The sequence below is a fragment of the Streptomyces sp. A0958 genome, from assembly GCF_004795035.1.
Taxonomy (GTDB): domain Bacteria; phylum Actinomycetota; class Actinomycetes; order Streptomycetales; family Streptomycetaceae; genus Streptomyces.
The window spans coordinates 1-13,524 of record NZ_SSBK01000018.1 but is presented as its reverse complement, the minus strand read 5'-3'; the positions used below and the strand labels follow the sequence as shown (position 1 = coordinate 13,524).

Genomic DNA, 13,524 nt, shown 5'->3' with positions numbered 1-13,524 from the left:
ACTCACTCACTCCTGCCATATTCTCCAACATGTGAACTCTAAGCTGACCGTTTTGGGGTCCTCCCCGTCAAGACCTTGAGCAGTCCGAGCCACCGATGAGCACCGCTCCCCCGTACCGCCGGCAGGCCGTACTCCCCCGTACACAGACGAACCGCCCGCCGGCAGGGATGCCGGCGGGCGGTTCGGTTCGTTCGGGAGGTGTGTTCAGGAGGTGCGGGCGGGCGGAACGGGGGCGGGGGGCGGAGGCGTTACTTCACCGCACCCGCGGTCAGCCCCGCCACGACCTGGCGCTGGAAGATGATGTAGGCCGCGAGGACCGGCAGCATCGCCATCACCAGACCGGCGAAGAGCCCGGACCAGTCGCCCTTGTAACCCCGGCTGTTGGCCAGTTCGACCAGCCCCTGCGAGAGCACCCGGTACTTCGGGTCGGTGTTCAGCACCGTCGGCAGCATGTACTGGTTCCACTGTCCGAGGAAGTTGAAGATACCGACGCTGATCAGGCCGGGCTTGGCCATCGGCAGCATCACCTGGAAGAACGTCCGGGTGTGCGAGGCCCCGTCGATCATCGCCGCCTCCGCCACCGAGCCTGGCAGGGTCCGGAAGAAGGAGGTGAGGAAGAAGACGGTGAAGGGCAGTGAGTACGCGATGTAGACCATGATCAGTCCGTGCCGCGTGTTGAGCAGGCCCATGTTGTTCATCACGAAGAACAGCGGGACCAGCGCCAGGATGATCGGGAAGCTCATCCCGCCGATGAACAAGTAGTAGATGAAGCGGTTGCCCGGGAAGTCGAACCGGGCCAGCACGTAGGCCGCCATCGAGCCGAGCAGCAGGGTGCCGATGAGCGAACCGCCCACCACGATGATCGTGTTGAAGAAGTAGTCGCTCATGTGCGCCTGGCTCCAGGCGCGCGACCAGTTGTCGAAGTGGAGCTTGTCCGGCAGCGCCCAGGGGGTCGACAGGATCGAGTCGTCGCTCTTGAACGAGGACATGACCGCCCAGAGCAGCGGCATGACCACCAGGATCGCCCAGATGATCAGCACGCCGTGCGAGAAGACGTTGAGGGTCTTGCCCTCGCTGCTCTTCTCCTTGCCGCCCGGGGCGGGCGCCTTGGATACGGGGGCCGGTTCCTTCACCGCGACCACGGGAGGGTTTTCAGTGGCCTTCACGTGTGCTCACCTCGTACTACTGTCGAGCCGGCCGCCGAGACCGGGCTGTTTTGCCTGCTGGGGGTCCGGGCACCGCGTCCCGGGAAGCGCAGCATCAGAACTCCAGCCGATCGCGCCGGCCCAGCCGCATCACGACGGCGGCGAACGCCATGGTGACGACGAACAGTCCGACACCGATCGTCGTCGCGTAGCCGGCCTGACCGTCCCGGAAGGCGGTCTGGTAGACGTACAGCGGCAGGATGGAGGTCGCGTAGTCGGGGCCGCCGGGGCCGACGGTCATGACCTGGACGGCCGTGAACGCCTCGACACCGAGGGCCAGGATGCCCATGTAGACCCAGCCCGACTGGATGGTGTCCCAGAGCAGCGGCACGGTGATCTTGAAGAACGTCGTGACGCGGCTGGCCCCGTCCAGGAGCGCCGCCTCGTAGAAGTCCTTGGGAATGGACGCCATTCCGGCCGAGAAGAGGACGACGAAGAAGCCGACCGTCGACCAGACCAGCACCACCATGACGCAGATCAGGGCCAGACTCGGGTCACCCAGCCAGTCCGGCTGGACGGAGTCGAGACCGATCCCCTTGAGCGCCGAATTCACCATTCCCGAACGCGGGTTGTACGCGAACTGGAACAGCAGGGCGACGATGACGATCGAGAGGACCTGCGGGAAGAAATAAGCGATCTTGTAGAAGCCCGAGCCCCGCACACCGGAGACCGCGGCGTTCTTCCGCCGGCGGCCTCCGACGTTCAGCATGAAGGCGAAGAAGAGCGCGAGGCTCAGCGTCACCAGCGGCAGCACCAGCACCAGGATCACGCTGTGCTGGAGGGACTTCCAGAAAATGTCGTCCTTCAGCATCCTGGTGTAGTTGCTGAAGCCGACCATCTTGAAGTCCGGGCTCAGACCGGTCCAGTCCGTGAAGGAATAGTAGATGGCCTGGATGAACGGCCAGATGACGAAGACCGCGTACAAGGCCAAGGGGACTACCAGGAACCCCACAATGAACCGGTACTTGCCGTGCTGCATCGTTTACCGACCCCGATCTTTCCGCGGGTGCCGCCGCTGGTGACGGTTGCTCACTGGTGCTTGTAGTGCTTGATGGACTGATCCTTGGCCGCGGCGTCCGCGTAGTCCTGGATCTTCTTGATGGCCTCGGCGGGCGTCAGGCGCCCGGCCATCATCTCGCCGAGGCAGGCGGTACCGATCTGCTCCTTCTGGAGCTTGCCGTACCAGTCCTGCAGCCGCGGGTTCAACACGTTGTCGCCGGCCTTGTTCAGCGCGTCGACACCGGACTGGAGGGCCGTGGACAGGGTCAGGCCGTCGGTGCCTCCGTTGAAGGCGCTCAGGGACTTGACCTCCTTGGTGAAGTTCTTCGAGGACTCCTCGGAGAGCATGATGCGCAGCTGCTCCATGCCGCCCTGCGGGTTCTTCGCCTTGGCCGGGACGATGAACGGCTCGCCGCCGGCGGCCCAGATGGTGCCGAACGGCAGCTTGTCGGACGAGTCCAGGCTGGACGGCGCCCCGACCATCATCTTGAAGTCCTTGGGCGTGGTCGGCGCCGCCTCGTTCTCCACCCACGAACCGTTCGGGATGAAGAGCGCCTTGCCCTTCGTCCACTCGGTCTGCGACTGGATGTGGGTCAGACCGGGGGTGCCCTGGAGGATGTACCCCTTCTTGTACAGCTCGTAGTACGCCTCGAACGCCGCCTTGACGGCGGGGTCCTTCCACGCGTTCGGCTCAAGGTTGTCGATCTTGTCGAGAACCTCGCGGCCACCGATCTTGCCGATGAAGGGGTAGAGCGAGAACGGCAGGTAGTACGGGTACTTGCCCGCGTACGTCCAGCCGGCGACGCCCTTCTTCTTCGCCTTCGCGCAGAGCGCGAGCATGTCGTCCCAGTTCTCGGGGTACTGCGCGTCGAGGTTGTCGAGCGCGGTCTGCGAGTACCAGACGCCGTACACGGTGTAGGCGTAGTTCATGATCCAGACCTGCTCGCCGTCGAACTGGCCCATCTCCAGCACGCCGGGACGCAGGGTGTCGCGGACCTTCTTGGACGGGTCGTCGATGGACGGGGCGTCCATCAGCGGGGTGAGGTCGAGCAGCTGCTTCTTGCCGACGAGGACACCCATGTCCATCTGCTCGGCACCGGAGTTGTCGATCAGGTCCGGCGGGGTGCCGCCGTTGAAGCGCGGCTGGAGCTGCGACTGGATCTTCTGCGTGGCGGAGTGCTTGACATCGGCCTTCGGGTAGGACGCCTTGTACTTCTTCTCGGCGTCCTTCGCGTACTTGTCGCCGAAGCCGCCGTTGAAGATGACCACGTCGAGGGAAGCCGTCTCGTTGACGCCCAGCGGGTTCTTCGCGCTGGTCTTGCCCTTCTTGACCGTGTCGTCGCTGCCGCTGTCGCCGCTCGCGCAGGCGGACAGGAAGCTCATCGTCGGAACGGTGATCAGACCGAGTGCGGCAGAACGCTTGATCACATCGCGACGGCCAAGGCCCTCATTCTTGTGGGCGGAGGTGTATCCCATGCTCAAGTCCTCGCCTTCTCCAGGACTCAGGCGGTGTGTACCGGTCGCCCCGTCGTTATTCGCCTCAGCGAAGGGCCCCGCCACCGCGGTCAGTTGCGCTTGGGTGGTACAGATTTCAGGCTAACCATTGCCGTGGGGGGCGTCGGGGCACCGAACAGCCGACGCACCTGCGGCGTCGTGTTGTCCTCCCCCGGGTCCCCCAGCCGCTCAACCAGTGACCCGGCTGTGCAGACGCCGACAGGTATAGTCCACTTGCCGCCAACTGAGCAAGATCGAAAGCAAGTTTGCACGGGAGTCTTTCCCGAGTTGAGACCTCGCGGATACCTCGGCACCGTACGCCCTCCTTCGGATGTAACGATTTCCGCATTCCGGTCGATTCTGCGGCCGGCTCGGGCCCAACACCCTTGACATCACAGACCACTTCACTCCCTACTTGTTCCTGCGCATCTTCTGACAACGTTGTCCAAGCGCACTTCCCCGGGAGGAATGGCTCGGCATGCACCCCCCACACCGTTCTCGCACGAGACGAAGCAACACGGCGGCGCTGATCGCGGCCTCTTTGGTCCTGGTCGTGACAGCCCCCACGGCGGCCGCCGCCCAATCGGCCGGGCCGGCCGGAAAAGGCCAAAAGCCCGCGGGTGACCGGACATTCAGTACGTCCTTCGAAGAGGACGAAAAGCAGCCGGATTGGCGCAATACCGTAGAAGAAGGCCCTGACGGAAAGAAGCGGGCATCGGGCATCGACGGCGGCTTCTCCTCCGGAATACCGGGCAACGTGACCGACAAGGTCACGGACGTCCGCGCCAGCGACGAGAACACCGGCGGCGGCGAGGTGAAGGAGAACCTCGTCGACGGCGAGTCCGGCACCAAGTGGCTCTCGTTCGAGCCCACCGCCTGGGTCGAGTTCGACCTGACGGAGCCGGTCCAGGTCGTGACGTACGCGCTGACCTCGGCCGACGACCACGACGAGCGCGACCCCAGGGACTGGACCCTCCAGGGCTCCGAGGACGGCGAGAGCTGGACGGACCTGGACACCCGGACCGGTCAGACCTTCAGCGAGCGGTTCCAGACCAAGTCGTACGACTTCACGGCGGACAGGGCCTACCAGCACTTCCGCCTGGACATCACCAGGAACAACGGCGCCACCGACGCCACCCAGCTCGCCGACGTCCAGTTCTCCGACGGCGACACCTCCGCCCCCGCCCCCGCCGACATGCGCAGCCAGGTCGACCGGGGCCCGTCCGGCTCCCCCACCGCGAAGGCCGGCGCGGGCTTCACCGGCAGGAAGGCGCTGCGGTACGCGGGCACGCACAAGGCGGACGGCCGCGGTTACTCGTACAACAAGGTCTTCGACGTCAACACGCCCGTCACCCGGGACACCGAGCTTTCCTACCTGGTCTACCCCCAGATGGGCGAGACGGACCTGTCCTATCCGGCCACGCACGTCGCGGTGGACCTGGCGTTCACGGACGGCACCTACCTGAGCGACCTGCACGCCACCGACTCCAACGGCGGGCTGCTGACCCCGCAGGGCCAGGCCGACGCCAAGCGGCTGTACGTCAACCAGTGGAACAAGGTCGAAGCCGGGATCGGCACCGTCGCGGCGGGCAAGACCGTGGACCGCGTCCTGGTCGCGTACGACTCCCCGAAGGGCCCGGCGAAGTTCCAGGGCTGGATCGACGACCTGAAGATCGCGCCCAGGGCCCCGGAAAAGCGCAAGGCGCACCTCTCGGACTACGCCTCGACCGTGCGCGGAACCAACTCCAGCGGCTCCTTCTCGCGCGGCAACGACTTCCCCGCGACCGCCGTCCCCAACGGCTTCAACTTCTGGACCCCGGTCACCAACGCCGGCTCGACCAGCTGGCTCTACGACTACGCGCGGGGCAACAACGACGACAACCTGCCCACCATGCAGGCGTTCAGCGCGAGCCACGAGCCGAGCCCCTGGATGGGTGACCGGCAGACCTTCCAGCTGATGCCGTCGACGGCCTCCGGCACCCCGGACGCCTCCCGCGAGGCACGCGCGCTGCCCTTCAGGCACGAGAGCGAGACGGCGAGGCCCCACTACTACGGGGTGACGTTCGAGAACGGCCTCAAGGCCGAGATGGCGCCGACCGACCACGCGGCGCGGATGCGGTTCACGTATCCCGGCAAGGACGCGAGCATCGTCTTCGACAACGTCTCCAACGACGGCGGGCTCACCCTGGACCCGGACACCAGCTCGTTCACGGGCTTCTCCGACGTCAGGAGCGGCGGCTCGACCGGGGCGACGCGCCTGTTCGTGTACGGGGTCTTCGACGCGCCCGTCACCGCGAGCGGCAAGCTCTCCGGCGGCGGCGGTGACGACGTGACCGGCTACCTCCGCTTCGACGCGGGCAAGGACCGTACGGTCGGCCTGCGCCTGGCGACCTCGCTGATCAGCGTCGACCAGGCGAAGAAGAACCTGGCCGCCGAGATCCCCGCCTCGCGCTCCTTCGCCCAGGTCGAGGACAAGGCGCGGGACGCCTGGGACGGGCTGCTGGGCAAGGTGGAGGTCGAGGGCGCGACCGCCGACCAGCTGACCACGCTGTACTCCAGCCTGTACCGCCTCTACCTCTACCCGAACTCGGGCTTCGAGAAGGTCGACGGCAAGGACACCTACGCCTCCCCGTTCTCCCCGCAGGTCGGCTCGGACACCCCGACGCACACCGGCGCGAAGATCGTCCGGGGCAAGGTGTACGTCAACAACGGCTTCTGGGACACCTACCGGACGACCTGGCCGGCGTACTCCCTCCTCACCCCTTCGAAGGCCGGCGAGATGGTCGACGGCTTCGTGCAGCAGTACAAGGACGGCGGCTGGATCTCCCGCTGGTCCTCCCCCGGCTACGCGGACCTGATGACCGGCACCTCCTCGGACGTGGCGTTCGCCGACGCGTACGTCAAGGGCGTGAAGTTCGACGCCGAGGCGGCGTACGACGCGGCCCTGAAGAACGCCACCGTGGTCCCGCCGACCTCGGGCGTCGGCCGCAAGGGCATGGAGACGTCCCCGTTCGTGGGCTACGCCGACACCTCCACCCATGAGGGCCTGTCCTGGTCGCTGGAGGGCTACCTCAACGACTACGGCATCGCGCGGATGGGCCAGGCGCTCTACGAGAAGACGCACAAGCAGCACTACAAGGACGAGTCCGAGTACTTCATGAACCGGGCCCGCGACTACGTGGAGCTGTTCGACGACAAGGCGGGCTTCTTCCAGGGCAAGGACGCCGAGGGCGACTGGCGCCTGCCCTCCGACCTGTACGACCCGCGCGTCTGGGGTTACGACTACACGGAGACCAACGGCTGGGGCTACGCCTTCACCGCCCCGCAGGACAGCCGGGGCCTGGCCAACCTGTACGGCGGCCGGGACGGCCTGGCCGAGAAGCTGGACACGTACTTCGCCACCCCGGAGACGGCGGGCCCCGAGTTCGTCGGCAGCTACGGCGGCGTCATCCACGAGATGACGGAGGCCCGTGACGTACGGATGGGCCAGTACGGGCACAGCAACCAGGTCGCCCACCACGTCACCTACATGTACGACGCGGCCGGGCAGCCGTACAAGACGCAGGAGAAGGTCCGCGAGGTCCTCGGCCGGCTGTACACGGGCAGCGACATCGGCCAGGGCTACCACGGCGACGAGGACAACGGCGAGCAGTCGGCCTGGTTCCTCTTCTCCTCGCTCGGCTTCTACCCGCTGGTCATGGGCAGTGGCGAGTACGCGATCGGCTCCCCGCTGTTCACCAAGGCCACCGTGCACCTGGAGAACGGCCGCAAGCTGGTGGTCAAGGCACCGAAGAACAGCGCGCGGAACATCTACGTCCAGGGCCTGAAGGTCAACGGCAAGAAGTGGACCTCCACCTCGCTGCCGCACGACCTGCTGGCCAAGGGCGGGACGCTGGACTTCGACATGGGCGCGAAGCCGTCCGCCTGGGGCACCGGCAAGAACGCCGCCCCGGTCTCCATCACCCAGGACGACCAGGTGCCGTCCCCCCGGAAGGACGTGCTGAAGGGCGAGGGCCCGCTGTTCGACAACACCTCGGCGACCTCGGGCGCGGTGGCGACGGTGGAGCTGCCGGCCCCCGCGGGCACGAAGGCGGTCCAGTACACGCTGACCTCGGCGACGGCGGCGGAGGCCCCGACCGGCTGGGTGCTCCAGGGTTCGGCGGACGGCACCTCCTGGAAGGACCTCGACAAGCGGTCCGGCCAGACCTTCGCCTGGGACAAGCAGACCCGGGCGTTCTCGGTACGGGCGCCGAAGGCGTACGCGAAGTACCGGCTGGTGAGCACGGAAGCGGCGACGCTGGCGGAGATCGAGCTGATCTCCTGAGTCACCCGGCGCACCCATGACGACGGGCCGCCCGGACGCCGGGCGGCCCGTCCTCGTATGCGCGATGCCCTCAGGAGTGCTGTTCCGCCTTGTCGCGCAGCGCTTGCTCCACCGCTTCGCGCACCCGCTCCTCCTCGCGCCGTGCGCGCCGCACACGCGCCCGCCGGAGGAACACGAACACCGCCGCGCCCACGCCCAGGACGAGGACCAGGAGCAGCAGGAGCGTCCAGGGGACGGCCCAGCCGTGGGCCGTGGTCCGGACGGGGTCGAGGGCTCGGGTGGAGCCCGCGGCGTCGGTGAGGAGCGGGGTGACGGCGACGGTGGCCGCGAGCCGGAAGGCCGGGGTGACGTCGTGGACGGGGACCGTGACCTTCCAGCGTTCGCCGGGCAGCAGCTCCGGCGGCGCCGCGATCTTGCCGGCCTCGGTGCTCAGCATGCCGAAGGGGCCGGTGAGGGTGACCTTCTGGGCGCCGGAGAGCAGCGCGTTGCCGGTGTTGTGGAGGCTGTAGGTCACCGTGGCGTCGCCCCGGCCGAAGGGGTCGGCGGTGCCCCGGTAGTCGATGTGCACGTCCTCGACGGCGAGCGCGGGCTTCAGTGCGCCGCTGACCCGCAGCTTGATCCGGATGCCCAGGCGCCGGTCGACGGTGATGCCCTCGGTGTCACCGGCCTGCTTGAGCGACGTCAGGATGCCGCCCACGTAGTCCCCGGGGGGCGCGTTGCGCGGGACCTCGACGGTGAAGGGGATCTCGGCGCTCCTGCCCGGGGGTATCCGCACGCTCTCGCGGCCGGGCCGCACCCAGGCGCCGATGGAGCGGGACTTCTTCCCCTCGGCGAGCAGGTCGAGTTGGCCCTTCTCGGTCGTGAAGCCGTCGGCGGCGTAGACGGCGAGGCTCAGCGGGTCCGTGCCGTGGTTGGCCACGACGAGGGCGTCCTCGGCCTCACCGCCGGGGTTGACGGCGTAGCTGAAGCTCGATCGGTCTTCCCCGTAGTCGCCCCCGGCCGTCCGGACCGTCCAGGTGACGTCGCCCCCGGCCGCCCGGGCCGGGCCGGTGGTCACGGCGAACGCCAGGGCCGCGAGGAGGGCGAGGAGGGCGGCGCGGACGGCGGCGGTGCGGCGAGGTGGTGCCACTGCGTGCATGGGGTCTCTCTCGGAACGGCGGCGTGGCAGGCTGCGGCGTACCGGAGCCTGCCACGCCGGTGGAGCGGGGAGGGTCAGCTGCTCAGCGCGGTGATGGTGAGGGTGGCGCGGTAGCCGCCCTTCTGGACGGAGTCCGGGATCTTCAGGTCGAGGTCGGCGCCCAGCCTGGCCGTACCGCGGGCGTGCCCCTGGGGCGCGGAGCCGAGGTTGCGGGAGAGGGCCAGGCCGTCGCCCTTGCCTGCGTAGCCGGACGGGACCGACGGACCGGCCTTGGCGCCGGCGCCCTGGTCGAGGATGTACGGCGACCAGCCGAGGTAGGAGCCCGCGAACGTCTTTCCGGCGTCCTTGAACGTGCTCACGCCGGCCGAGACCGCCCACGGGGAGAGCGAGCGGCGGGTGTCCGTCACGCGGATCGGGTTGATCTTGCCGGAGGCGGTGAAGTGGTCACCGTTCTCCTCCTTGGCCGTACCGAGGTCCACCAGGCCGTTGTAGCCGTCGATGGTCCAGCCGAACTCGCCCGGGGCCGGCTTCGGGACGTTGACCTGGAGGGACTGGCCGTCACCGTGGTACGGGTGGACGCTCACCTTGTCGACGACCGAGCCGACCGGCTGGGCGGTGGTGGTGTTCTTGCACCAGTCGCCCTTGGAGACCTGGGAGTTGGGGGCCTCGCAGGTGCCGCTGCGGATGTTCTCCACGACGAGCTCGTCGTCCCGCACCCGGACCTTGACGTAGCTGCGGACGTGCTCCTGGTTCTGGACCGAGTTGTACCAGTAGCTGTCCGGGTTCAGCGGGTCGGCGCCGTTGCCCGCGCCGCTGGTGCCGCTGGAGTCGGGCGGGGTGATGTCGTAGTACTTCGAACCCGAGGCCGAGTTGGCCGTGACGTACAGGACGCCGCCGGGGCCGGGGTAGACGTCCGCCGCGCCGGGCTGCTCGTCGGGGTCGGCCTTCTTGCCGTTCTTGATGAGGTAGCTGCGGGAGTAGCTGTGGTCGTGGCCCTGGAGGACCATGTCGACGCCCAGCCGGGAGAAGGTCGTCGGGAAGTCGACCCGGCGGGCCTTGTTGTCCTTGTCCTTGGCGTGCGAGGCCGGCGAGTAGATCGAGTGGTGGTAGACGAGCACCTTCCACTTGGCCTCGGAGCCGTGCTCGTTGATGACGTCGGTGACGTACTTGGTGTGCGCCTCGTCGCCCCCGCCGCCCTGGGCGGTGTCGTAGCTGTTGCTGTTGAGGTCGATGAAGAGCACATCCTTGTAGATGTACCAGTAGTTGCCGCCCGAGGTGTCGGACGCCGGTTTGCCGTTGGCGTACAGCGCACCGGAGTTGTCGGTGTTCGGCGTCGAGAAGTGCTGCTCGTACGCCTTGCCGCCGACGTCGTGGTTGCCGATGGTGGCGGCCCACGGGTACTGGCGCAGCTGGTCGGGTGCCAGGAAGGCGGTCCACTGGGACTCGTTGTTGGCGCTCTCGACCTGGTCGCCGCCGGAGACCAGGATCTCGGCCTTCGGGTTGGCCTTGGTGGCCACGTCCAGGGTGTCCTGCCAGCCGGCCCGGTCCTGCGCCAGGTCGCCGGAGGAGCCTATCTGCGGGTCGCCGAGGAACAGGAAGTCGTAGTCGCCCTCGAAGTCCTGGGTCGTGAAGGAGTACGCCGGGGACCAGTTGCCGTCGGTCCCGACGCGGTAGGAGTACGCGGTGTTCTCCTTGAGGCCGGTGAGCGTGGCACTGCGGTTGTAGCCGCCGCCGGCGGTGTTCTTGGCGCCCAGGGCGTCGAAGTCGGCCGCGTCGGCGGGGAACTCGCCACCGGTGAGCCGCGCGGTGGGGACGAGCTGGACCTTCTGGGCGGTGTCGGCGGAGGAGTACCAGCTGACGGTGCGCTGGGTCTCGTTGGCACCGACGCCCAGGACGATGCCGGAGAGGGTGGAGGTTTCGGCCGCGGCGGCGGGCGAGGCATGTCCGCCCGCGAAGGCCACGGCCAGAGCGAGGAAGGCGGCGGTGGCGCCGGTGACCGCACGGTGCCCCACGGGCCGGCCGGCCCGCTGGGAAGGGTTCGTTCTCATGAAGTATCGATTCTTTTGTGTACAAATGGTGGGCAGGATGTGCGCACACGAAGGACGGCACCAAGTTCCCGGCCCCGGGTGAACAGCGCGCGAAGGCGATCCGGGCGGAGGCTGAACATCGCCTGCGGAACGCGCCTACGATCCGGTCACGCGCTGCACGAACCAGGCGAGGCCCATGCCGGCCACTCCCGCGGACAGGGCTCCGGTGACCCACCGGGCGGCCCGCGGAGAGCGGCGGCCGAGCAGCAGCAGTAGCGGGAACAGCACGGCGATGAAGCCGAGTTGGACGGCCTCGATGCCGACGTTGAACACCAGCAGGGACCACAGCAGGGTCCATGACCACGCCGCCTCGATGCCGAGTGCGCCCGCGAAGCCGAGGCCGTGCACGAGGCCGAAGCCGAAGACCACGCCGAGCCGGGTCCACCCGGCGCGGTCCAGCCCGAACCGGCTCCCGTCCGGCGCCGGAAGCTCCGCGGCCCGGTCGCCGGCCCCTCTCAGGCGCCACAGGTGCCAGCCCGCGACCACGGCGATGGACAGCGCGATGACGGGCTCCACCAGCCCGGCGGGGACGTCGACCAAGCCCAGGGCGGCCAGCAGGAACGTCACCGAGTGGGCGAGGGTGAACGCGGTGGCCGCCAGGACGACTTCGCGGGGCCGCCGCGATCCGGCGATGAGGGCGAGCAGGAACAGGATGTGGTCGGTGCCCGTCAGCAGGTGCTCGGCGCCGAGGCGGAAGAACTCCCAGAAGCGCTGCGGCCAGGACTGGCTGATCGAGAAGGCCGGGTGACCGCTGTCGAGGGCGGCGCTGCCGGTGCGGCCGTCGACGGCGTAGGTGACGATCGTCTTGGTTCCCTTGACGTATCCCTCCGGGTCGGGGAAGAGGCCGCCGCGGATCTCGTGGTCGCCGGTGCCGTGTCCGGGACAGGTCCAGTCGAGCGTGAGCAGGGCGTACGGCACGCCCTGCTCGGTGCCCATCCGAAAGCCGCCGGCGGGAGCGGGCTCGCAGTCGGCGCCACCGGCGGTGACCGAGAAGCGGCGGGTGACGTAGTCGAGGACGGTCGCGCGGTGCGCGTCCAGGGCCTTGGCCTGGGCGTCGGTGTCCTTGGCTTCGAACGCGTCGGTCCCGGCCCGGAAGAGGGGGTCGTCCGACCCCGCGTCTGCGGCCGAGACCACGAGCAGGTCGTACTCCAGCTTCAGTTCGCTCCGGAGCCGGCCGTCACCATCGGCGGTGACGTGCGCGTACACGACGGAGGTGAAGCCATGGGCGGCTGCGGGCCCGGCGAGGCCGAGGAAGAGGAAGGCCGCCGCGGCGAAGGCGAGCAGCAGGTGGCGGGCACGGTGCGACATGGGTCTCCTTGGGGTTGCCCGTGCACCGTGCTGGTCGCGGATGAACCGCCGACGACCGGTCGGCGAACCATGAGAAAACAAGCGTTCGAAAGCGGTCGGATCGATGGAGATCGTGTGGAACGGCCGACCAGGATGAGGGAAAAGCCGCCCCGCACCGAAGGACGATCGCCTTGTACCGCCCGCCTCTCGCCGCCGTCCTGGCGGTGGCCGCCGCCCTGCTCACCGGATGCGCCCCGGGTGACGACTGGTCGCAGCGGCGCCCCGCCCCCTCCGCCGTCGGCACACCGGGGGCGGGGTTCACCGATCCGGACCGGCCGCCCGCGCCTGAGTCGACCGTCACGCCGAGCCCGGGTTCGTGGTCCGGGGTCCGGCCCGCTCCCGGCACCCGTGTCGTCCTGCTCACCGCGGGCGGCGACCGCCCGGCGAAGACCCTCGCCAAGGCGGTGAAGGAGTGGGCGCGGGAGACGGACGTGGACCTGCGCACCGTGACCGCGTCCGGTGACACAGACCTGCTGCCCGCCGTCACCCGGGCGCTGGACCTGCACCCGGATCTCGTCGTCAGCGCGGGCAACGACCTCATCGACCCCCTGACGACGGTGACCCCGAGCCATCTCGCCCAGAAGTTCCTGGTCGTGGGGGCGGAACTCGCCGAACCCACCGAGAACGTGACGGCGGTCGACTGGTCGGGGGCCTCGTTCCGCGGGGAGGGGCTCGGCATGTCCTCGACGTACGACCCCGCCTCGTTCACCGACGCCCGCTGCGCGGCCGCCATCCGGGCGGGCGCCGCGGCGGCACTGACCGGGCGCACCGGGATCGTGGTGTGGCTGGACGACTTCTAGGCCCAACGCCGTTCAGTTAGGTCGGGGTCCGGGGTGTCAAGGCCCGTTCATGAGCATGTTGATGCTGATAGTGGCTTTGTAGGTGGTGCGGTCGATGGCGGGTCCGCGTGCGTTGTATTTGGAGATCGCT

Annotated in this window: 8 protein-coding genes; 2 read left to right on the top strand and 6 right to left on the bottom strand. The window is 68.5% G+C overall.

Annotated features, from left to right (window positions below; translation table 11 throughout):
- Window positions 1–248: 248 nt before the first annotated feature.
- The 3 genes from E6P78_RS18860 to ngcE all read right to left on the bottom strand — a co-directional run bounded on the left by E6P78_RS18860 (window position 249) and on the right by ngcE (window position 3,680).
- Complete coding sequence (locus E6P78_RS18860) at window positions 249–1,142, bottom strand: carbohydrate ABC transporter permease (protein WP_136204867.1); 894 nt, start codon at window positions 1,140–1,142, stop codon at window positions 249–251.
- Window positions 1,143–1,260: 118 nt separating this feature from the next.
- On the bottom strand, window positions 1,261–2,184 hold the full coding sequence (locus E6P78_RS18855; RefSeq protein ID WP_136204780.1) for a sugar ABC transporter permease: 924 nt from the start codon (window positions 2,182–2,184) through the stop codon (window positions 1,261–1,263).
- A 50-nt stretch (window positions 2,185–2,234) separates the two neighbouring features.
- Window positions 2,235–3,680 (bottom strand): N-acetylglucosamine/diacetylchitobiose ABC transporter substrate-binding protein, encoded by a 1,446-nt coding sequence (ngcE, locus tag E6P78_RS18850; RefSeq protein ID WP_136204779.1) that lies wholly within the window; start codon window positions 3,678–3,680, stop codon window positions 2,235–2,237.
- Between the two features lie 496 nt (window positions 3,681–4,176).
- Between ngcE and E6P78_RS18845 the strand changes: the two genes are divergently transcribed.
- Window positions 4,177–8,022 (top strand): GH92 family glycosyl hydrolase, encoded by a 3,846-nt coding sequence (locus E6P78_RS18845; protein ID WP_240799270.1) that lies wholly within the window; start codon window positions 4,177–4,179, stop codon window positions 8,020–8,022.
- 70 nt (window positions 8,023–8,092) lie between these two features.
- Here the strand turns inward: E6P78_RS18845 and E6P78_RS18840 are convergent, their stop codons facing one another.
- The 3 genes from E6P78_RS18840 to E6P78_RS18830 all read right to left on the bottom strand — a co-directional run bounded on the left by E6P78_RS18840 (window position 8,093) and on the right by E6P78_RS18830 (window position 12,555).
- Entirely contained in the window at window positions 8,093–9,160 is a 1,068-nt protein-coding gene (locus tag E6P78_RS18840; protein ID WP_136204777.1) for a DUF916 domain-containing protein, read from the bottom strand.
- Window positions 9,161–9,234: 74 nt separating this feature from the next.
- Window positions 9,235–11,208: a metallophosphoesterase family protein gene (locus E6P78_RS18835; protein WP_136204776.1), complete on the bottom strand. Its 1,974-nt coding sequence runs from the start codon at window positions 11,206–11,208 to the stop codon at window positions 9,235–9,237.
- Between the two features lie 135 nt (window positions 11,209–11,343).
- Window positions 11,344–12,555 (bottom strand): HupE/UreJ family protein, encoded by a 1,212-nt coding sequence (locus E6P78_RS18830; protein WP_136204775.1) that lies wholly within the window; start codon window positions 12,553–12,555, stop codon window positions 11,344–11,346.
- Between the two features lie 170 nt (window positions 12,556–12,725).
- Between E6P78_RS18830 and E6P78_RS18825 the strand changes: the two genes are divergently transcribed.
- Window positions 12,726–13,394, top strand: coding sequence for a hypothetical protein (locus tag E6P78_RS18825; protein ID WP_136204774.1), 669 nt, complete (start codon window positions 12,726–12,728; stop codon window positions 13,392–13,394).
- The last annotated feature ends 130 nt before the right edge of the window (window positions 13,395–13,524 follow it).

Excerpts from the sequence above, each read along its gene's own strand:
- E6P78_RS18855 (WP_136204780.1), bottom strand. The coding sequence starts at position 2,184 with ATGCAGCACGGCAAGTACCGGTTCATTGTGGGGTTCCTGGTAGTCCCC.
- ngcE (WP_136204779.1), bottom strand. The coding sequence starts at position 3,680 with ATGGGATACACCTCCGCCCACAAGAATGAGGGCCTTGGCCGTCGCGAT.
- E6P78_RS18845 (WP_240799270.1), top strand. The coding sequence starts at position 4,177 with ATGCACCCCCCACACCGTTCTCGCACGAGACGAAGCAACACGGCGGCG.
- E6P78_RS18840 (WP_136204777.1), bottom strand. The coding sequence starts at position 9,160 with ATGCACGCAGTGGCACCACCTCGCCGCACCGCCGCCGTCCGCGCCGCC.
- E6P78_RS18835 (WP_136204776.1), bottom strand. The coding sequence starts at position 11,208 with ATGAGAACGAACCCTTCCCAGCGGGCCGGCCGGCCCGTGGGGCACCGT.
- E6P78_RS18830 (WP_136204775.1), bottom strand. The coding sequence starts at position 12,555 with ATGTCGCACCGTGCCCGCCACCTGCTGCTCGCCTTCGCCGCGGCGGCC.